At 63.0% G+C, this 15,095-nt stretch carries 14 protein-coding genes and 1 pseudogene; 7 read left to right on the top strand and 8 right to left on the bottom strand.

Annotation, left to right across the window (positions count from 1 at the left end; translation table 11 throughout):
* Window positions 1-12: 12 nt before the first annotated feature.
* Entirely contained in the window at window positions 13-1,542 is a 1,530-nt protein-coding gene (locus BM244_RS20485; RefSeq protein WP_093400772.1) for a GMC family oxidoreductase, read from the bottom strand.
* 305 nt (window positions 1,543-1,847) lie between these two features.
* Window positions 1,848-2,807: an NmrA family NAD(P)-binding protein gene (locus BM244_RS20480; RefSeq protein WP_217649183.1), complete on the bottom strand. Its 960-nt coding sequence runs from the start codon at window positions 2,805-2,807 to the stop codon at window positions 1,848-1,850.
* 64 nt (window positions 2,808-2,871) lie between these two features.
* Here BM244_RS20480 and BM244_RS20475 point away from each other — a divergent pair, with 64 nt between their 5' ends.
* Window positions 2,872-3,816, top strand: coding sequence for a LysR family transcriptional regulator (locus BM244_RS20475; RefSeq protein ID WP_093400770.1), 945 nt, complete (start codon window positions 2,872-2,874; stop codon window positions 3,814-3,816).
* Window positions 3,817-4,000: 184 nt separating this feature from the next.
* On the opposite strand, the gene BM244_RS20470 is transcribed toward BM244_RS20475, so the two are convergent.
* Together BM244_RS20470 and BM244_RS20465 are read right to left on the bottom strand one after the other, a co-directional pair.
* Entirely contained in the window at window positions 4,001-4,309 is a 309-nt protein-coding gene (locus BM244_RS20470) for a LysR substrate-binding domain-containing protein (protein WP_254784672.1), read from the bottom strand.
* Window positions 4,310-4,328: 19 nt separating this feature from the next.
* Window positions 4,329-5,231 (bottom strand): LysR family transcriptional regulator, encoded by a 903-nt coding sequence (locus BM244_RS20465; protein WP_093400768.1) that lies wholly within the window; start codon window positions 5,229-5,231, stop codon window positions 4,329-4,331.
* Between the two features lie 104 nt (window positions 5,232-5,335).
* Between BM244_RS20465 and BM244_RS20460 the strand changes: the two genes are divergently transcribed.
* The 4 genes from BM244_RS20460 to BM244_RS20445 all read left to right on the top strand — a co-directional run bounded on the left by BM244_RS20460 (window position 5,336) and on the right by BM244_RS20445 (window position 8,654).
* Window positions 5,336-6,211, top strand: a complete 876-nt coding sequence (locus tag BM244_RS20460; RefSeq protein ID WP_093400767.1) for an NmrA/HSCARG family protein — start codon at window positions 5,336-5,338, stop codon at window positions 6,209-6,211.
* A 140-nt stretch (window positions 6,212-6,351) separates the two neighbouring features.
* Window positions 6,352-7,278 (top strand): alpha/beta hydrolase, encoded by a 927-nt coding sequence (locus BM244_RS20455; protein WP_254784670.1) that lies wholly within the window; start codon window positions 6,352-6,354, stop codon window positions 7,276-7,278.
* Between the two features lie 126 nt (window positions 7,279-7,404).
* Window positions 7,405-8,040 carry an NAD(P)-dependent oxidoreductase gene (locus BM244_RS20450; RefSeq protein ID WP_093400766.1) on the top strand — a complete coding sequence of 212 codons (636 nt, stop codon included), beginning with the start codon at window positions 7,405-7,407 and terminating at the stop codon, window positions 8,038-8,040.
* Between the two features lie 206 nt (window positions 8,041-8,246).
* On the top strand, window positions 8,247-8,654 hold the full coding sequence (locus BM244_RS20445) for a hypothetical protein (protein WP_093400765.1): 408 nt from the start codon (window positions 8,247-8,249) through the stop codon (window positions 8,652-8,654).
* Window positions 8,655-9,123: 469 nt separating this feature from the next.
* Here the strand turns inward: BM244_RS20445 and BM244_RS20440 are convergent, their stop codons facing one another.
* Entirely contained in the window at window positions 9,124-10,170 is a 1,047-nt protein-coding gene (locus BM244_RS20440; RefSeq protein ID WP_093400764.1) for an IS110 family RNA-guided transposase, read from the bottom strand.
* Between the two features lie 262 nt (window positions 10,171-10,432).
* Window positions 10,433-11,347, bottom strand: a complete 915-nt coding sequence (locus tag BM244_RS20435; RefSeq protein WP_093400763.1) for an alpha/beta fold hydrolase — start codon at window positions 11,345-11,347, stop codon at window positions 10,433-10,435.
* Between the two features lie 84 nt (window positions 11,348-11,431).
* On the opposite strand from BM244_RS20435, the gene BM244_RS20430 reads away from it, so the two are divergent.
* Window positions 11,432-11,932: a MarR family winged helix-turn-helix transcriptional regulator gene (locus BM244_RS20430; protein WP_217649182.1), complete on the top strand. Its 501-nt coding sequence runs from the start codon at window positions 11,432-11,434 to the stop codon at window positions 11,930-11,932.
* Between the two features lie 607 nt (window positions 11,933-12,539).
* On the opposite strand, the gene BM244_RS20425 is transcribed toward BM244_RS20430, so the two are convergent.
* Window positions 12,540-12,923, bottom strand: coding sequence for a cupin domain-containing protein (locus tag BM244_RS20425; protein WP_175518336.1), 384 nt, complete (start codon window positions 12,921-12,923; stop codon window positions 12,540-12,542).
* A gap of 222 nt (window positions 12,924-13,145) precedes the next feature.
* Here BM244_RS20425 and BM244_RS20420 point away from each other — a divergent pair.
* Window positions 13,146-13,897 (top strand): IS5 family transposase gene (locus tag BM244_RS20420; RefSeq protein ID WP_093400760.1). Its coding sequence is split into 2 segments (ribosomal slippage): window positions 13,146-13,473 and window positions 13,473-13,897, totalling 753 coding nucleotides; the frame shifts between segments, so codons are not numbered across the junction.
* Window positions 13,898-13,956: 59 nt separating this feature from the next.
* Here the strand turns inward: BM244_RS20420 and BM244_RS23685 are convergent.
* A pseudogene (locus BM244_RS23685) lies at window positions 13,957-14,830 on the bottom strand (IS701 family transposase); the annotation flags it as partial.
* Between the last annotated feature and the right edge of the window lie 265 nt (window positions 14,831-15,095).

Raw genomic sequence — 15,095 nt, 5'->3', positions numbered from 1 at the left:
TTCTAGCTGAGATCAGGCGTTTTCGGCTCGGGCTTGTGTCAACATCGCCTCCGCAACCCGCTCGGCGACCATGATGGTCGTCAGGTTGACCGGAACGGACACGGCCTCGGGAAAAATGGACGCATCGACGACACGAAGCCCCCGCACGCCCTTCACCCGCCCCCAGCCATCGACGACCGCGGCCGGATCGTCGTCACCGCCCATAGGCACAGTGGACGTGCCGTGAAGAAAGGTTGTCAGCCCGATGCGGATGGCAATATCGAGCTCGTCGGGCGATGCGCCGGGCCCGCGCAAGTCATCATCGACAACGAGACTGGCGATTGGCTCCCGGGCCATGATGTCCCGCGCGATTAGCGCCAGCTCATGCAATCGGCGTCGATCGGACTCGTCCGACAGAAGCGCATAGTCGATCCGCGGCGTGACGCGCGGATCGGCGCTCTTCAGGCGCACCGTGCCGGCCGAACGAGGCGCGACGACCGTCGCCCAGACGCTGAGCGCCCGGATCGGCGCGCCGTCGGCGTCGAGATCCGGCTGGACGGAGATGGAAAGCTGAAGGTCGAGCTCGCCATCGGCCGCTTTCGATGATGCTATCCAGAGTACGCCGCTGCCGTCATCCGAACCCGCGCCCGGGTCAGGCTTGAGCACGTAATGAAGGACGTACATCGGCTGATCGCGCAGTGCCTCGCCGACCGGCAGATCGGCCACGACCTCGATGCCGCATGCATCGAGATGATGCGCGGGTCCGATCCCGGATCGCAGCAGGACAGCGGGACTGCCGTACACGCCGGCCGAAAGTATGATCTCTTTTCCCCAGATCGACTGCCCGTCGATCAGGCGCACGGTTGTGGCGCGATTGCCCTCGAAACCGATGCGATCCACGGTAGCGTCGCACTGGATCGTCAGGTTGGGCCGGGCGCGGACGGCTTCGGTCAGATACACCATCGCCGTATTCTGGCGGTAACCATCGACCAGATTTTTGGGCTCGCCGCCATAGCCGCCTGCCTGTTCGGGATCGTTGAAGTCCCTGACGAGTGCATATCCAGCTTGCGCGGTGGCGTCGAGAAAGGCGCGGATCGGCGCGGCGAGTTCCTCGGGCTGCGAATGGCGGACGGGCCACGGACCCGACCGACCATGCCAGCGGTCGACGCCGTCCTCGGTGTTCTCTAGCGACTTGAAGGTCCCGACGACCTGCTCGAACGACCAGTCGGGCAGGCCGTGCTCCACCCACCGCTCGAAATCGTTCGGCCTGGCACGGCGTGATATGCCGCCGTTGATGGCCGATCCGCCGCCGAGCACGCGCCCGGCATGGGCGGTGATCCCGTGCCCGGTCCGGCCCGGAACACTGGCAAATCCCCAGCTACGATAGGGTTCGATCGACGCGAAACTCCCGGCAGTGAGATCGGCGGGATAGGCATCGGGCGGATATCCCGGGCCGCCTTCGATAAGCAGCACCCGGCGATTCGGATCAGCACTCAGCCGAGCCGCGAGCACGCAGCCGGCCGAACCGCCGCCGACGATCACAATATCATGGGGTTCGGTCATCGTGGACGCTCCTGGAATTTCGAACGGAAAAGATATGCCGCATAGTCACGGCAGGCGTCGGTCCCCACCGTCTGACCATGCCAATGCGATATCGGTGCCCGGGCGATCGAGGATTTCGGGTGCAGGATTTCCAGCCGCAGCGGCTCGCCCTTGCGGACCAGACTGACAGCGGCTGCATCTCGATGCGCAGCTCGCGGATAGAGCCGACGTGTTCGGTTCCTCCGAGCAGGACGGGCACCTGTCCATCTCGCCCGAAGCGAGTGCGGACCTCGACTTGAGACAGCGCTACGGCGACATCTGCCATGTCAACGGTGCCAATGGTCGGTTGCTAGCTCTTCGAAAAATGCCTCCAGCGTGCGTGGCTCCCGGCCGAGGATCGCACGCAACGTCAGCGCGTTGCCGAGCAGGCCATGGTGATCGTAATGGTCGAACATCGGCCGCATCGCTGCGGCCCGTTCGCCGAGCGTGTCGGGATCAACCCGCGCCGCCTTAATTGGACGGCCAAGCACCTTGCCGATCAGTGCGGCGACGTCGTGCCGGTCGAGCCGGCCCTCGGCGCACAACTCAAACGTCCCATAGAGGAGCCGCTCCTCAGTCAAGGCGATCGCTGCGACTTCGGCGACGTCGCGGTAGTCGACGCGGCTGAAGCGCGTGTCGGAAGACCAGGGTTCGGCAACCGTCTCGGTCGCGACGATCCGGCTCCAACCATCCAGATAATTCTGGAAGAAAAGGCTGGGATGAAGAAGGGTGTACTCAAGACCAGAGTCTAACACCGCCGCCTCGACCGGGGGTTTGGCGGCGTGGTTGGGCAAGTTTTCGAGTACCGGGTGGATCAACGACGAAAAGACGAGCCGCTTCACATCCGCGGCAGTGCAGGCCGCAACGAACTGCCGCCCAATCTCAACCTCATTGGTGAGGAAGGCAGGTGCGATATAGAAGACGCGCTTCACGCCGGCCAAAGCACGTTGGACCGTCGCGCGGTCTGCCAAGTCACCGGCAATGATCTCGCTCGCACCACGGGCTTTGACGGCATCGCTGTCGGCGGGATTATGGATCAGCGCCCGGATGGCGACCCCGCGTGCGTGAAGCTCAGGCAGCACAAGGCCCGCGAACTTGCCTGCCGCGCCGACGACGAGTGTGGCGCCACTCAACGTTCCGTTCCGGGATTTTCGCAGCGGGGCCTGTTCTGCCTGTTCATCGAGCTTTCCTTTGTGGAGGGATTTTAACGACTTCAAAGGAACGGAGAACCTCCGCTGGCTGAACACACCGTTCCTGCGGAGGGACAGTGTGCGACTGGACAGGCCGCGCCTACTGCGGAAGGGTGTCCGGATGATCGACCTCAATGATTTGCGGGTGTTCGAGCGCGTCGCAGCGTTGCGAGGCTTTTCGGCCGCGGCCCGCGCGCTTGAGCTTCCGAAGTCGAGCGTCAGCCGAAGCGTTCAGCGGCTGGAAGCAGAGCTCTCTACGCGGCTCCTGCAGCGGACGACGCGTGAGGTCGTGTTGACGGAATCGGGGAGAGTTCTGTTCGAAAAATGTGCCGAGCTCCTGGGACGGCTCGAGGAAACGATCGATTATGTCGGCAGCCTTCAGGATGGGCCACGTGGATGCCTGCGTGTCAGCACCGGGATCGGTTTTGGGATAAAGGTGCTCGGCGACATCTTACCGGGCTTTTTGCTGCGCTATCCCAAGATCGACCTCGTACTGGACCTCAGCAGCCAGCCGCTGGATCTCGTCAGCGAACGCATCGACGTCGCAATTAGACTGGGGCCAATGCCCAACTCCCAGATCGTCGCGAGAAAGCTCGGCGTGCTCCGCCGTTACGCCTGCGCGTCGCCCGAATATCTTGCGCGCCGCGGGACGCCGATGGCGGTCGACGACCTTCTGGAGCATGACCTCATCGACATGTCCGCGGCGGATGGCCGTCGGTCCGACTGGTGTTTCGTCAAAGGAGACGAAACGATCGTCCACAAACAGTCGGCGCGGATCGAGGTCAACGACGCGCTCACGATCCACAAGCTCATTCTGAATGGTGCCGGCATTGGGCTGGTATCGGGTTTCCTGTGTGCGCCCGACTTCGGTTCGGGGCAGCTCGTCAGGCTTTTCGACGAGTGGACATTGCCCTCGGTCGACGTCCACGCTGTGTTCCCGAGTCAACGCGAAATGGCACCTGCCGTTCGCGCCTTCATCGACTATATGCGTGAGAATTCCCGGGAAGGTCATCATTGGCAGGACGACCCGATTGCATTGGGCAGTCAGCGGAAAGTGCTTTGCTGACTTTCCAAAGTTACAACGTCACGAAAAGCGCCGTTGCAAGGTTTCCTGGCGATGAACGATGGCCGTCACAGCGACCCTCGGTTCCAGATACTCAACCGCGCGCCTAGGAAGCGGTAAAGCCCTGGTCGGATGGGGCTGCCGACTTCGTAATGCGTTACGGCGGAACAGATGCCACGGCCGCAATTTACGTCATGCTTTCGGTCAGCACCTCGAGAAACGCCCGTATCCGCGAACTCGACAGGCGGCGTGAGTTCTGCAGCGCAGTTTCGACCTCTGGTCCGTCGGCCGTTCCCCAGCAGACCAGCCGGCCCGCAGCCAGATCGTCTGCGACAAACAGCTTGGGTACGAGCGCGATGCCCGCTCCGGAAAGGACGGCGTCCCGCACCATCAGGAAGGACGAGAACCGAAGTCTCAAATCTGGACGGACAATGCCCAAACCGTCGGACGTACGGACATGCGAAGCGATACCCGTCGGCGTCGCGAAAAAGCGCAATTGGTCGGCTATGATGCGCTCAGACCGCATCCTGACCTCGGCCACGCATCGCATCGGGTTCTGCCAGCACATCAAGGAAGGCACGTACCTTTGCGCTGATCAGTCGGCGTGAAGAATGGAGCGCCCAAATCTCCACCGGAGGTCCGTCGGCTACGCCCCAACACGTGAGGCGTCCCGCGTCGATATCGGATTGAACCAACAGTTTGGGCAGTAATGCCACACCGAGGCCCTCGATCGTAGCGTTTCGCACCATCAAGAGAGACGACAATCTGAGTCGCGCCTGAGGCAAGATCGTTTGAAGGCTACCGTCGGGCTTCCGCATTCGCCAACTGGTAGTGGCGGTGGAGGTCGCCATCATCACCGCCTTTGCTTCAATCACCGCGCCCTCTCCGGGACTCCCGATGCCGTGCGCTGCGACAATCAGTCGTTGATCATAGGCGATCCGTCGACCGACCAGCCGGTCGTCAGGACCGGGATCGATGCGGATCACGACATCATAACCGTCCTCCACCGGATCGACACGGCGGTCTTCGGCGATCAGATCCAGCGTGACATCGGGATAGAGCGCGCAAAAGCGGTTTGCGACTGGCATGAGCGTGACGTGTGCAAGCACCATCGGGGCGCTCACGCGCAAGAGCCCGCGCGGCACGTCTGATCCGCTGCTCACCGCGTCTGCGGCATCGGCAATATCGAGCAGCAAGCCGTGGGTGCGCTCGTGAAAGCGGCGACCCTCTTCTGTTAGTTTCAGTCGTCGCTCGCCGCGCTCCACAAGACGCACTTTAAGATCGCGTTCGAGCTCCGCTAGATGGCGCGAGAGCGTCGCCTTAGGTCGACCGGTCGCACGCGTCGCAGCGCCTAAACCGCCGTGGAGCGCGATGACATCGAAGCTCTTCAAAGCGTCGAGATCGAGTGATGGTTTCATGTTTGGAACATCATGTGCCATATCTGCCACCTTCCGCGACGAATTGGAACGGTTAAGTGTGTAACCAGACGCAGCAGGCCGTCGAACACTCCAAGGAACATCCCATGACCATCCTCGTCACAGGCGCAACCGGCACGATCGGCAAGCAGGTCCTCGCAAATCTGGCGGGAGATGACGCTACCGTCCGCGCTCTCACGCGCTCGCCCGAGAAAGCCGCGTTCCCGACCGGCGTCGAGGCCGTCGCTGGCGATCTCGCAGACCCCGATAGCATCCGCCAAGCGCTGGTGGGTGTTTCGACGCTGTTCCTGCTCGTGGCCAACGTGCCCGACGAGCTGACCCAGGCCATGCTCGCGATCGACGCGGCACGCGATGCTGGCGTCAAAGGCATCGTCTACCTGTCGGTCTACCGAGGTGAGGCCTATGCCGACGTACCGCACTTCGCCGGCAAGGCGACGGTGGAGCGGATGATCGCCGCGCTGGATCTGCCTGCCACGATCCTGCAGCCCGCCTACTTCATGCAGAACGACGTGCGGCAGAAAGACGCGCTATTTGGCCCGGGCGTCTACGCGATGCCGGTCGGGGCCAAGGGTATCTCGATGGTCGATACCCGCGACATCGGCCTTGCCGCAGCGCGCGAGCTTTTGCGCCGCGAGCGCGCGGATGCACCTCTCCCCGCAATCTCGTATCCGCTCGTCGGCCCCGACGCGCTGAATGGCGCGGCGCTCGCAACGCTCTGGAGCGAGGTGCTCGGGCTCGAGATCCGCTATCCCGGTGATGACACCGAGACGCTGGAGCAGCGGTTGAAGGCCAATGCCCCCGCGTGGATGGCGCGCGACCTCGTGCTGATGCTCAAGCGCTATCAGTCGGACGGCGCGGTTGCGAGCGCGGCTGAACTGGCCGCGACCGCCGAGGTGCTGGGCCAAGCGCCGCGCAGCTACCGTGCCTTCGCAGACGAGACCGCTGCGGTCTGGGCGCGCTGAGCGCCTGCAACCTATTCGGGAAACAGAGGCGGGCTGCTGCCGGCATTAAGCGAAGCCGAGCAGGCGGAGAAACGGCGCCAGCCTACTCGCTGGCGCCGCGCTTCAGCCCCAAACCTCCCCGCTGACCGGAGCTTCCGTTCATGACCCCCATCTTTCACGACGAACATCTCGCAGACCGCGCGTCGATGCTTGCGATGCGAGCGATGCTCGCACTGGGCGGCGAGCGGACACTTGGGCCGGCTGCCCGCCCGGAGTTCGACGCGCTTATCGCGCGGACTCCCCATGCCGACGGCATCGTTTACGAAGCCGCCACTGTCGCCGGCGTGCCGGGCTGGTGGTGCCGGCCGGCCGATCCAAGCGGTGATGGCGTCATCCTGTATCTCCATGGTGGTGCCTACATCGTGGGCTCGGCCAGCGCATACCGTCATTTCGTCGGGCAGATCGTCAGTCGGGCTCGATTGGCGGCCTTCGTCGCCGATTACGCGTTGGCGCCCGAGCGTCCGTTTCCCGCGGCGACCGATGATGCGCTCGCCACCTACCGTGGTCTGGTGGCTGCCGGGCACCGACAGATCGCCCTGGCAGGCGATTCCGCTGGCGGCGGCCTAACCCTGGCGCTGCTTCGCAGCGTCTGCAGGAAGTCAGACCTGCCACGACCGCTTGGTGCAATGGTGCTGTCGCCTTGGACCGATTTGGCTTTGACCGGCGCCAGCGTGGAAAACCGGGCGGCCGCCGACCCGCTCCTGACGCGGAAGGCGCTCGAGGAAGCGGCAAAGCTGTATCTCGGCGACCGCAGCCGCTGCGCACCTTTGGCCTCACCGCTCAACGACGACCTTTCTGGCATGCCAGCAGTACAAATCCATGTCGGTGAGGACGAGATCCTCCTTGACGATAGCCTGCGCTATGCCACGCGGATGAACGCCGCCGCCGGCGGACGTGCGGGCGTGCACGTCTGGGGAGGCATGGTTCATGTGTTCCCAAGCAATGTGAGCATGTTGAAGGCAGCAGGCGAGGCACTGGACATAGCAGGTGCATTTCTTACGCAAATATCTGTGGGAGCGGCACCGTGAGGGACCAGACAATGATGTGTAGCGTGTCTCGCTGCGACCGCGCTGCCAGCATCCACGCCTGACTGCAGGCGCAGCCCGGGTCCGATCCGACAGGCGTCTTAACGAGTTAACACGAAAGGGTTTTGCATGAGGTTGCTCGTTATTGGAGGCACCGGCGGGACCGGGCAGGAGATCGTTCGTCAAGCAATCGCTGACGGCCATGACGTTCACGCGCTGGTCCGATCATCGGAAAGGGCGCGCGGCTTGCTTCCCGGCGCAAGGTTGTTTGAAGGCGATGCGCGTGACCAAGCCGCACTCCGACGATCGCTCGTGGGATGCGAAGCGGTGATCAGCGCGCTTGGCACGCCAATGAGCCCGGTCCGCGAGGTTACGTTGCTATCCTCCGTGACGACCGAACTCGTCGCGGCGATGCGGCACGAGAAGATCGGCCGGCTGGTTTGCATCACCGGCGTGGGCGCCGGCGACAGCAGGGGCCATGGGGGCTTTTTCTACGACTGGATCTTCCAGCCGTTGATGCTGCGCAAGGTCTATCAGGACAAGGATCGGCAGGAGACGATCGTGATGGCCAGCGCGCTCGAATGGGTCATCGTTCGGCCGACCATATTGAACGACAAGCCCGGTACCGGCGAGGTACTTGCGACTACCGACCTTACTAAGGTCCATGGTGGCAGTATCTCGCGCGCCGACGTTGCCCGCTTCGTGATCGATCAAACGGCCAGCGACCAATGGTTGCGAAAAACGCCGTTGATCACCACCGGCTGACGTGGGTCAGGCTTCATGGACATAATATGCCAGCTTTCGGAACGCCCCTTCATCCGCAGGACGGCGCCATCACCACCGATGCCGAGATCACCGCCCCCCTCACGACACTGCCCACCACGCGCTACGTTCGTATCGCGATTTTGCCGAGAATGCAGCCCCGGCGCGGACGGCAGCCTGAACTCTGAACGCCTAGAAGGAGATTACTCATGACCCGCATCCTGTTCGTCGGGCAGAAGCCCGAGACCGTCGACTTTTCGGACCCGTCGCTGCAGCCCGGCTTCGACGCCGACAAGATCAACGCCGGCATCGCCATAGCGGTCGACAAGATCCGCGAGCGCGGTTGGCAGGGCGATACCTGCATGATTTCGCCCGATGCGGCGGGTGGCGCCATACTGGAGGCTGCTCTACGCGGCGAAGTTTACGATTGTGTCGTTATTGGGGGTGGCTTGAGGTTACTACCCAAGAGCCTCGGTCTTTTCGAGATGGTGGTGAACCTCGTTCACAAGGGAGCGCCGAATGCCGCGATCGCGTTCAATACGCGGCCCGAAGACACAGCCGAAGCAGCTGCACGGCAACTTGGGGGGCTTGAGGGCCAGCGGCGGGCCGAATTGTAACGCAGCGTTTGTCCATCGCTTGTCGAACGCCCGCTTCTGTTGGAAGCCGCCTTTACAGTCTGCTGTCTAAAGCAGCGGTTTTGTCCACGAGCTTCCGAGGCAGTCGACCAACTCAAGCCGTTCCCCGCCTCGCGCGGGAATGGCCGCTTCTCTATCGCGGCCTGAGTCAACAGGCGCAGGCCACTCTCCGCCGCCGCGAGTGCGCCGGTCTGAGGAATTGGTAGGCGACGAAGTACAAATACTGTTTTTCTGCCGGGCTTGAGATCGCCACACGGGGTTCGTGCTTCTCTCCGGGGTCGGCACGTAGCCGCCCCATGATGGGGTAAGAGAAAGCGGTGTGGATCAATCTTTTGGACGCCCTTGTCGCTGGCGACAGGGCTGCGGCCATTACGATCTCACACCACCTTCGTCCCCGTGAGGACCTCTTCCTGCCGAGGCAGAACCGTGAAAGCTCCTTTCTGAGATCGTATCAGGCGACCGCGACCGCGGTGCCGGGTTCGCTTCCCCAGCGGAAGTCGGCGCCGTCCGTCCACATGCGGTGGAGAACGACGGCCAGGCGGCGTGCGACGGCGACGATGGCGCGCCGCATACCGCGGCGCTGGGCGATCTTCATCCCCCAAGCCTTAAGCCACGACCAATGCCGGCTCTGGGTCATCAGGATCTGCGCCGCTTCGTACAGCATCGTTCGCAGCATGGTGTCGCCGGACTTGGAGATGCCGCCGTCATAGTCGACCTCGCCCGACTGATGCCGCCGGGGCGTCAACCCGAGATGCGCGCCGACCGCTCTGGAATGAACGAAGCGCTGAGGTTGGTCGATCGAGGCACGGTAGGTGAGAGCCACCACCGGGCCGACGCCGGGCGCGGTCATCAACCGTTTGCAGACCGGATCATGCCGGACCGTATCGAGCAGCATCTTGTGAAGGGTGGCCAGTTGCTGGCGCATCACCCGCCGCACCGTCAGCAACGGCTCGACGATCGCCGCCAGTCTCGGAAAACTCTCGACCAGCTGACGAATCCGGGCCTCGTAACCGATCGTACTGACGACACCGACCTTGAGGCCGAAGTTGCGCAACGTGCCGTGCATGTCGGACTCGATGTCGATCAGCTTGCGCTGCACCAGCTTGCGACTGGTCAGCAGCATCCGCTGTTCCTGCGCGGCCAGCGTCTTCACGTGCACCGGCTTGAACAGGCCGACCCGCATCATCTGGGCGATCCCGCGGGCATCGTTGCGATCGGATTTGTTGATCTGCTGCGCCTGCAACAGCGCCTTCATGTGGCGGGTCTCGACGCAGATAACCGGCAGCCCCGCCTCGCTAAGGCCATTGACCAACCACTGCGACAGCGGCCCGGCCTCGATCCCGACCCGAACATAATCGCCACCGACCGACGTCAACAGCACGGCAATGTCATCGGGTTCGGTCGGTACCTTGCGCTCGCACACCACCTTGCCCGCATCGTCCACCACGCACACCGACGTCTCCTTCACCGAGACGTCCAGACCCACGAAATGCGCCATCGCTCTCACTCCTTCCCTCGATGCACGAGGTCAGTTCGACCCCGGTCCAAGCATCGTACGTGAAGGGGCTGCAATCTCATCTGCTGTCGAAATGCAGCCGCCGCGATACACCATCTTCTGCCATGAACCAGCCATTCCCGTCTCACCAAGTTGTCCGGCAGTAGAGCGACCGAAATCCGCTTTCAGCCAAACCAATGCAGGACTTGAATGCAGCCGTTCTTCCGATCCTAGGGGTGGTTGTTTAGACGGGCTGTTAAGCGCACTAGTCGCCCGCATCGGCATGCAGATGCCCGTGTGCATCCACAGCCGCGAAGAACGGCAGGAGCGCCTCGGCCAGCGCCGCGGGTGCCTCTTGGGCGATATAGTGGCCGACATTCGCGATCTGGGCATGACGCACCGTACCGCCAAGGGCGGCGCCAAGCGCATCGGCCGTGAACGCGCTGCCTGCCCGATCGACGGCAAGCGTCGGCAGCGCAGTCGCGCGCGCCGCCGCCAGGGCCTGAAGATCCGCGCTTTCCTTTACCATCGAACCGTAGAGCATGCCGGCGCCGCTCCAGCCCCCTTGGCGGGCATAGCCGCGGGCGAATTCGGCAACGCTGTCGGAGGACACCGACTCTCGGTCCGCGACCGCGACCGGCAGGAGGAACTGGCCGATCAACGCCGCCTCGCGTCCGCGGAAGAAAGTGTCGGCGACGTGCGGCGTGGCGAGCGGGCCGATGTACCATGCCCCGCCTCGACTCATGTCGGCGGCAATTTCGAGGCCGAACCCCGCAAACCCGGTTTCAACGCCGGTCAGGCTGAGGAGGCTGTCCGGATGACGCAAAGAGAGGCGCAACCCCGCGGCACCACTGATATCTTGCACCAGCAAATGAACCGGCCCGAGGCCCAGATGGGCAATCAGCGCATGCAAATCCTCGGCCGCTGTCGTGCTGTCGTCCTCGGGGGCCGCCGCGCTCGAATCGCCGAATCCGCGGAGGTCCACCGCAATGACGCGGTGCGTGCGCGCAAGCAGCGGAATCAGGCCGTGGAACGCCCACCAGCTTTCAGGAAAGCCATGGACCAGCAGTACGGGAGTGCCGGCGTCGCCAGCTGTGACATAGTGGATGTCCGCGGCATTTACGCCGCCGCGATGATGCGTGGCGGCTGGGATCGTGCGGCCGGCAGGGTTGATAGGCATCTGGCATTTCCTCGCGTTGAAAGACAACCAGGTTGCCTATCTGCTTCGGCTTGCATTTAGTCAATAGGGTTGTCTATTAGGCGTGTGCCTATTCCGCCTCCTTTCGCAACGCCGCCGTCGAGCGTACCGCCGGGACCGGCCCTGGCACTGCTGTTGCTCGGCGGCTTTCGGGCGATGGTGGATACGGCCACGCTCGAACTCGCGAAGCGGGGACACCCCGACGTGCGCGCAAATCATGAATTCGCGATGCGCGCGATCCAGGGCGGTACGGACAGTGCGGTGGCGTTGGCGGGCAAGCTGCGCATCACCAAGCAGGCGGCGGCCAAGACGATCGCGACGCTGGAGGCGCGGGGCTATGTCACGCGCGCGATCGATGCTGCCGATGGTCGGCGCAGGCCGCTGCTGCTCACGTCACACGGCCAGGATATGCTGGCGCAGGGCCAAGCCATTCTAGACGATCTGCGGCGGACCTGGGCCGAGATGGTTGGCGGTGATCGGCTTGCCGACGTGGAACGGGTCCTGCGGACGCTGGTAGGCGGGCCGGTCGATGTGATCGATGCTGGGGCGTGGCTCGCGACGGAATGAACCAATGGTCCCGCGGAGGATGCCGGCCCCCGCCTTTGCGGGGGACCCGAGAGCTGTCGGGCAGTTAGCGGCCAAAGCTGCTTGCTTGACGGCGTGATGCGGCAAAGATCGCGAACGGCGGCTTTCGTCGGTAGTTGCTGTTTGACCCCTGCTGCGGGAACGGCCGCAATGTTCCCACGAGTTTCCGGTGGCAGTCGACCAGATATCGCCGTTCCCTCGTGACGGCGCGAACGTCCGGATCTGCAGGAGCCGCCGACCGTGCGTCACGAAGCTGCCGGTTTGCAGCAGTCCCGATCTCGGCCGTCGCGCAGATCGAAACAGCCCGCCGAAAACCGGTCACTCCAGGCACCCGCAGCGGTCACGTTTCTTAATCACTAACTGGCAGTTCGGAAAAACACATTCGGGAACACGTTGTGGGAAAGCGCCTCGACGACCCGTCTGGAAAGCTGATCCGCTCCCAGGCTTTCCGCTCAGCCTTCCTCTTCGAGAACCCTGCGCCGCTCCGCAAGCCGCGGATGAGAGCTTGATCAACCGGCGTCGATCATCGCAGCAACTACGCGGACACCGTACTCGATTATGACCGTTTCGAGTAGTATGATCCGGGCTGCTATAGCCTTCGGGGTTGATGATCGACGTAGAACTTTGCCATGTTTTCCGGTGGCGTCGTTATAGACAAATAGACTAATTCAATTTTACCGATGTTCTTCAAGCCGTGTTCGGTTCGCGGAGGCGTTCGAACCAGCTGACCAGCCGAAACAACTGATGACATTCCGTCAGCGAGCAAGACCGTACCCTCGCCCTGTTCGATTATCCAGATTTGCTCGGCGTGATCGTGGCTGTGCATTGTCGATAAGGCTCCCGGAGCCATGGTCACGCGGGTGATCGTGACTTTCGCTTCAGGAGCATTGTCGGGCGATAAAATCTGCAGCGAATACTTACCAGGATTTCGATAAAGAACCGCTGCATTGATATTGATAACGTCGATTGTCATTCTTTTCATCCTCAACAGGGTAGGCCCGTTAGGTCATTGATCCTTCTCAAAAGGCGGCACCGTTTAGCTTATCAACTGCCTCGGGAGTAGGGCTGTAGGCCGAGCCATCAAGAGGGCAGAGCGCTGCCTCTCCGCTAAACAACGCTAGGGCTCAACCCAATCAGGCTATTGATCTGGGTAGAGCTTCCTGATTCACAAAGTATGTGACGATGGAGGCAGTAGATGGCATTGTTCTGGTTGTTTGACGGAGCGTGGACGGCGATCGAGCCGCGTTTGCCGAAGAACCAGCCTGGTGCCCGGCGGGTCGATGACCGGCGGGTGATCTCGGGGATTATCCACGTGCTCAAGGTCGGTTGCCGGTGGTGCGACTGCCCGGCGGACTACGGTCCTTCGACGACGATCTACAATCGCTTCAACCACTGGTCGCAGCGAGGGTTCTGGCTGCAATTGCTCGCTGCGCTGGTCGACGCGGGCGTGGTGACCAAGAGCACCGCGATCGACAGCACGTACATCAAGATCCAACGCGCGGCGTTCGGCGCAAAAGGGGGCGCTCGGCGCAAGCGATCGGGCGGTCGCGGGGCGGCTGGACCACGAATATACATGCGCTCACCGACGTCGTTGGTCGTCCCTATGCGCTGATGCCGACGCCAGGCAACGTCAGCGACATCAAAGCCGCGCCCGCACTCCTCGACCGCGCCGGTCGCATGCGGTACCTGCTCGGCGACAAAGGCTACGATGCCGATAGCCTGCGCCGGTCGCTCCGTGAAGTTGGTGCTATCCCCGTCATCTCCGGGCGCCGCAACCGAAAGCGAACCATCGGCTATGACAAACAGCGATACCGCAGCCGCCACCTCGTCGAGAACGCCTTCTGTCGCCTGAAGGACTTCCGCCGCGTCGCCATCCGGTACAACAAGCTCGTGGCTAACTTCCTGTCAGCTGTCGCACTCGCCACGGCTGTCGCCTTTTGGCTGTGAGTGGGTCTGAGCCCTAGCACTACTTTGGCAGAGTTGGTTCGTCGGCGGTTGCCAGCGGCTTATGGCAGTGCGGGCACTGCATAGGTGGCGGTCTTGCTAGCCGATCGAGGATCGCCTGCCTGATCGCCGGCAGGATCGGTTGCGAGGCGGTCAACCGACTCTTTTTTCCGCCCCGCGGCCTTGAGGCGGCGGGATTGCAGGAAGGCGTCGGCGAGCATCGTCATCAAGGCATGTCTGTGCAATCCTGGTCATGATCGACCCTCGAAATGGTCGAGCCCGGGTTCCTCTTTTAGTTGCTGGTAGGCTTGCTCGCAGACCCATCGCGCCTTGATTGTAGCGGCTAGCTGACGCAGCGGCGTATCGGGCGGGAAATTGGAAGCATAGTTTTTGCGCTCGCCACTCGAACGGCGTTCGCCAACCAGCCAGACCTCCTCCCCAGGCATGGCCTGAACGCGGTTGTCGGCCATACGATGGCGGTGGCCCTCGGCGATCCGAACGCGCCGGGCGGCGAACAGGCATATGAGCCGCCCCTTGGTGCCGCGGCGTCATGCGACCTTCCGCCACGCCTCGCTGGCTAGGATATCCGCAACTGATACCGGTGCTTGGTCGGGGATATGGTATTTGCGCGGCCTTCCGCCGCGTGCTGCCGGAAAGGTCAATTCGACATCGGCCGCGTAGACGGTTTGTCGAGACGACAGGCCGACCGCCCAAGACAGTCCTCGCTCGCTCAAAGCCTGACGGAACGCCGCTCCTGGGCCGTACTCCGCATCAGCCAGCACGCATCCGAAGCGGGCGCCTGCGGCCATCACTCGGTCTATCTCCGCCATGGCGATGTCGGGCTTTGCTCATCACCAATTGCCGCTCCGCCGGGACCCGAGCGCGTTTCATTCGCGCCGGATCGTCTGTCCAGCTTTCAGGCAGGAACAGGCGGAGCCGGCAATGTACGCCGGACACATCCGCCGTTGCGCCGGGTGCGTCAATCCCTCGGGAAACGGCGCCAGCCAACTCTCTAGATCCTCTCGCCAGCTATCGCTCGACACCATCACGCACTGTCCCGGTCAGCCCTTCATGCCACCGGAATCAACGACGATCCCAACCGGTTCCTTCAACCTGCCAAAGTAGTGCTAGTCACGTTTGCCTTGACCTGGCGGGGAACCGGAAATCCACATTGGGAGAACTGGTGGCCGGCGCTGGCCCC

The sequence above is a fragment of the Sphingomonas sp. OK281 genome, assembly GCF_900115295.1.
GTDB lineage: Bacteria > Pseudomonadota > Alphaproteobacteria > Sphingomonadales > Sphingomonadaceae > Sphingomonas.
This window is presented reverse-complemented; position numbering and strand designations above follow the sequence as displayed.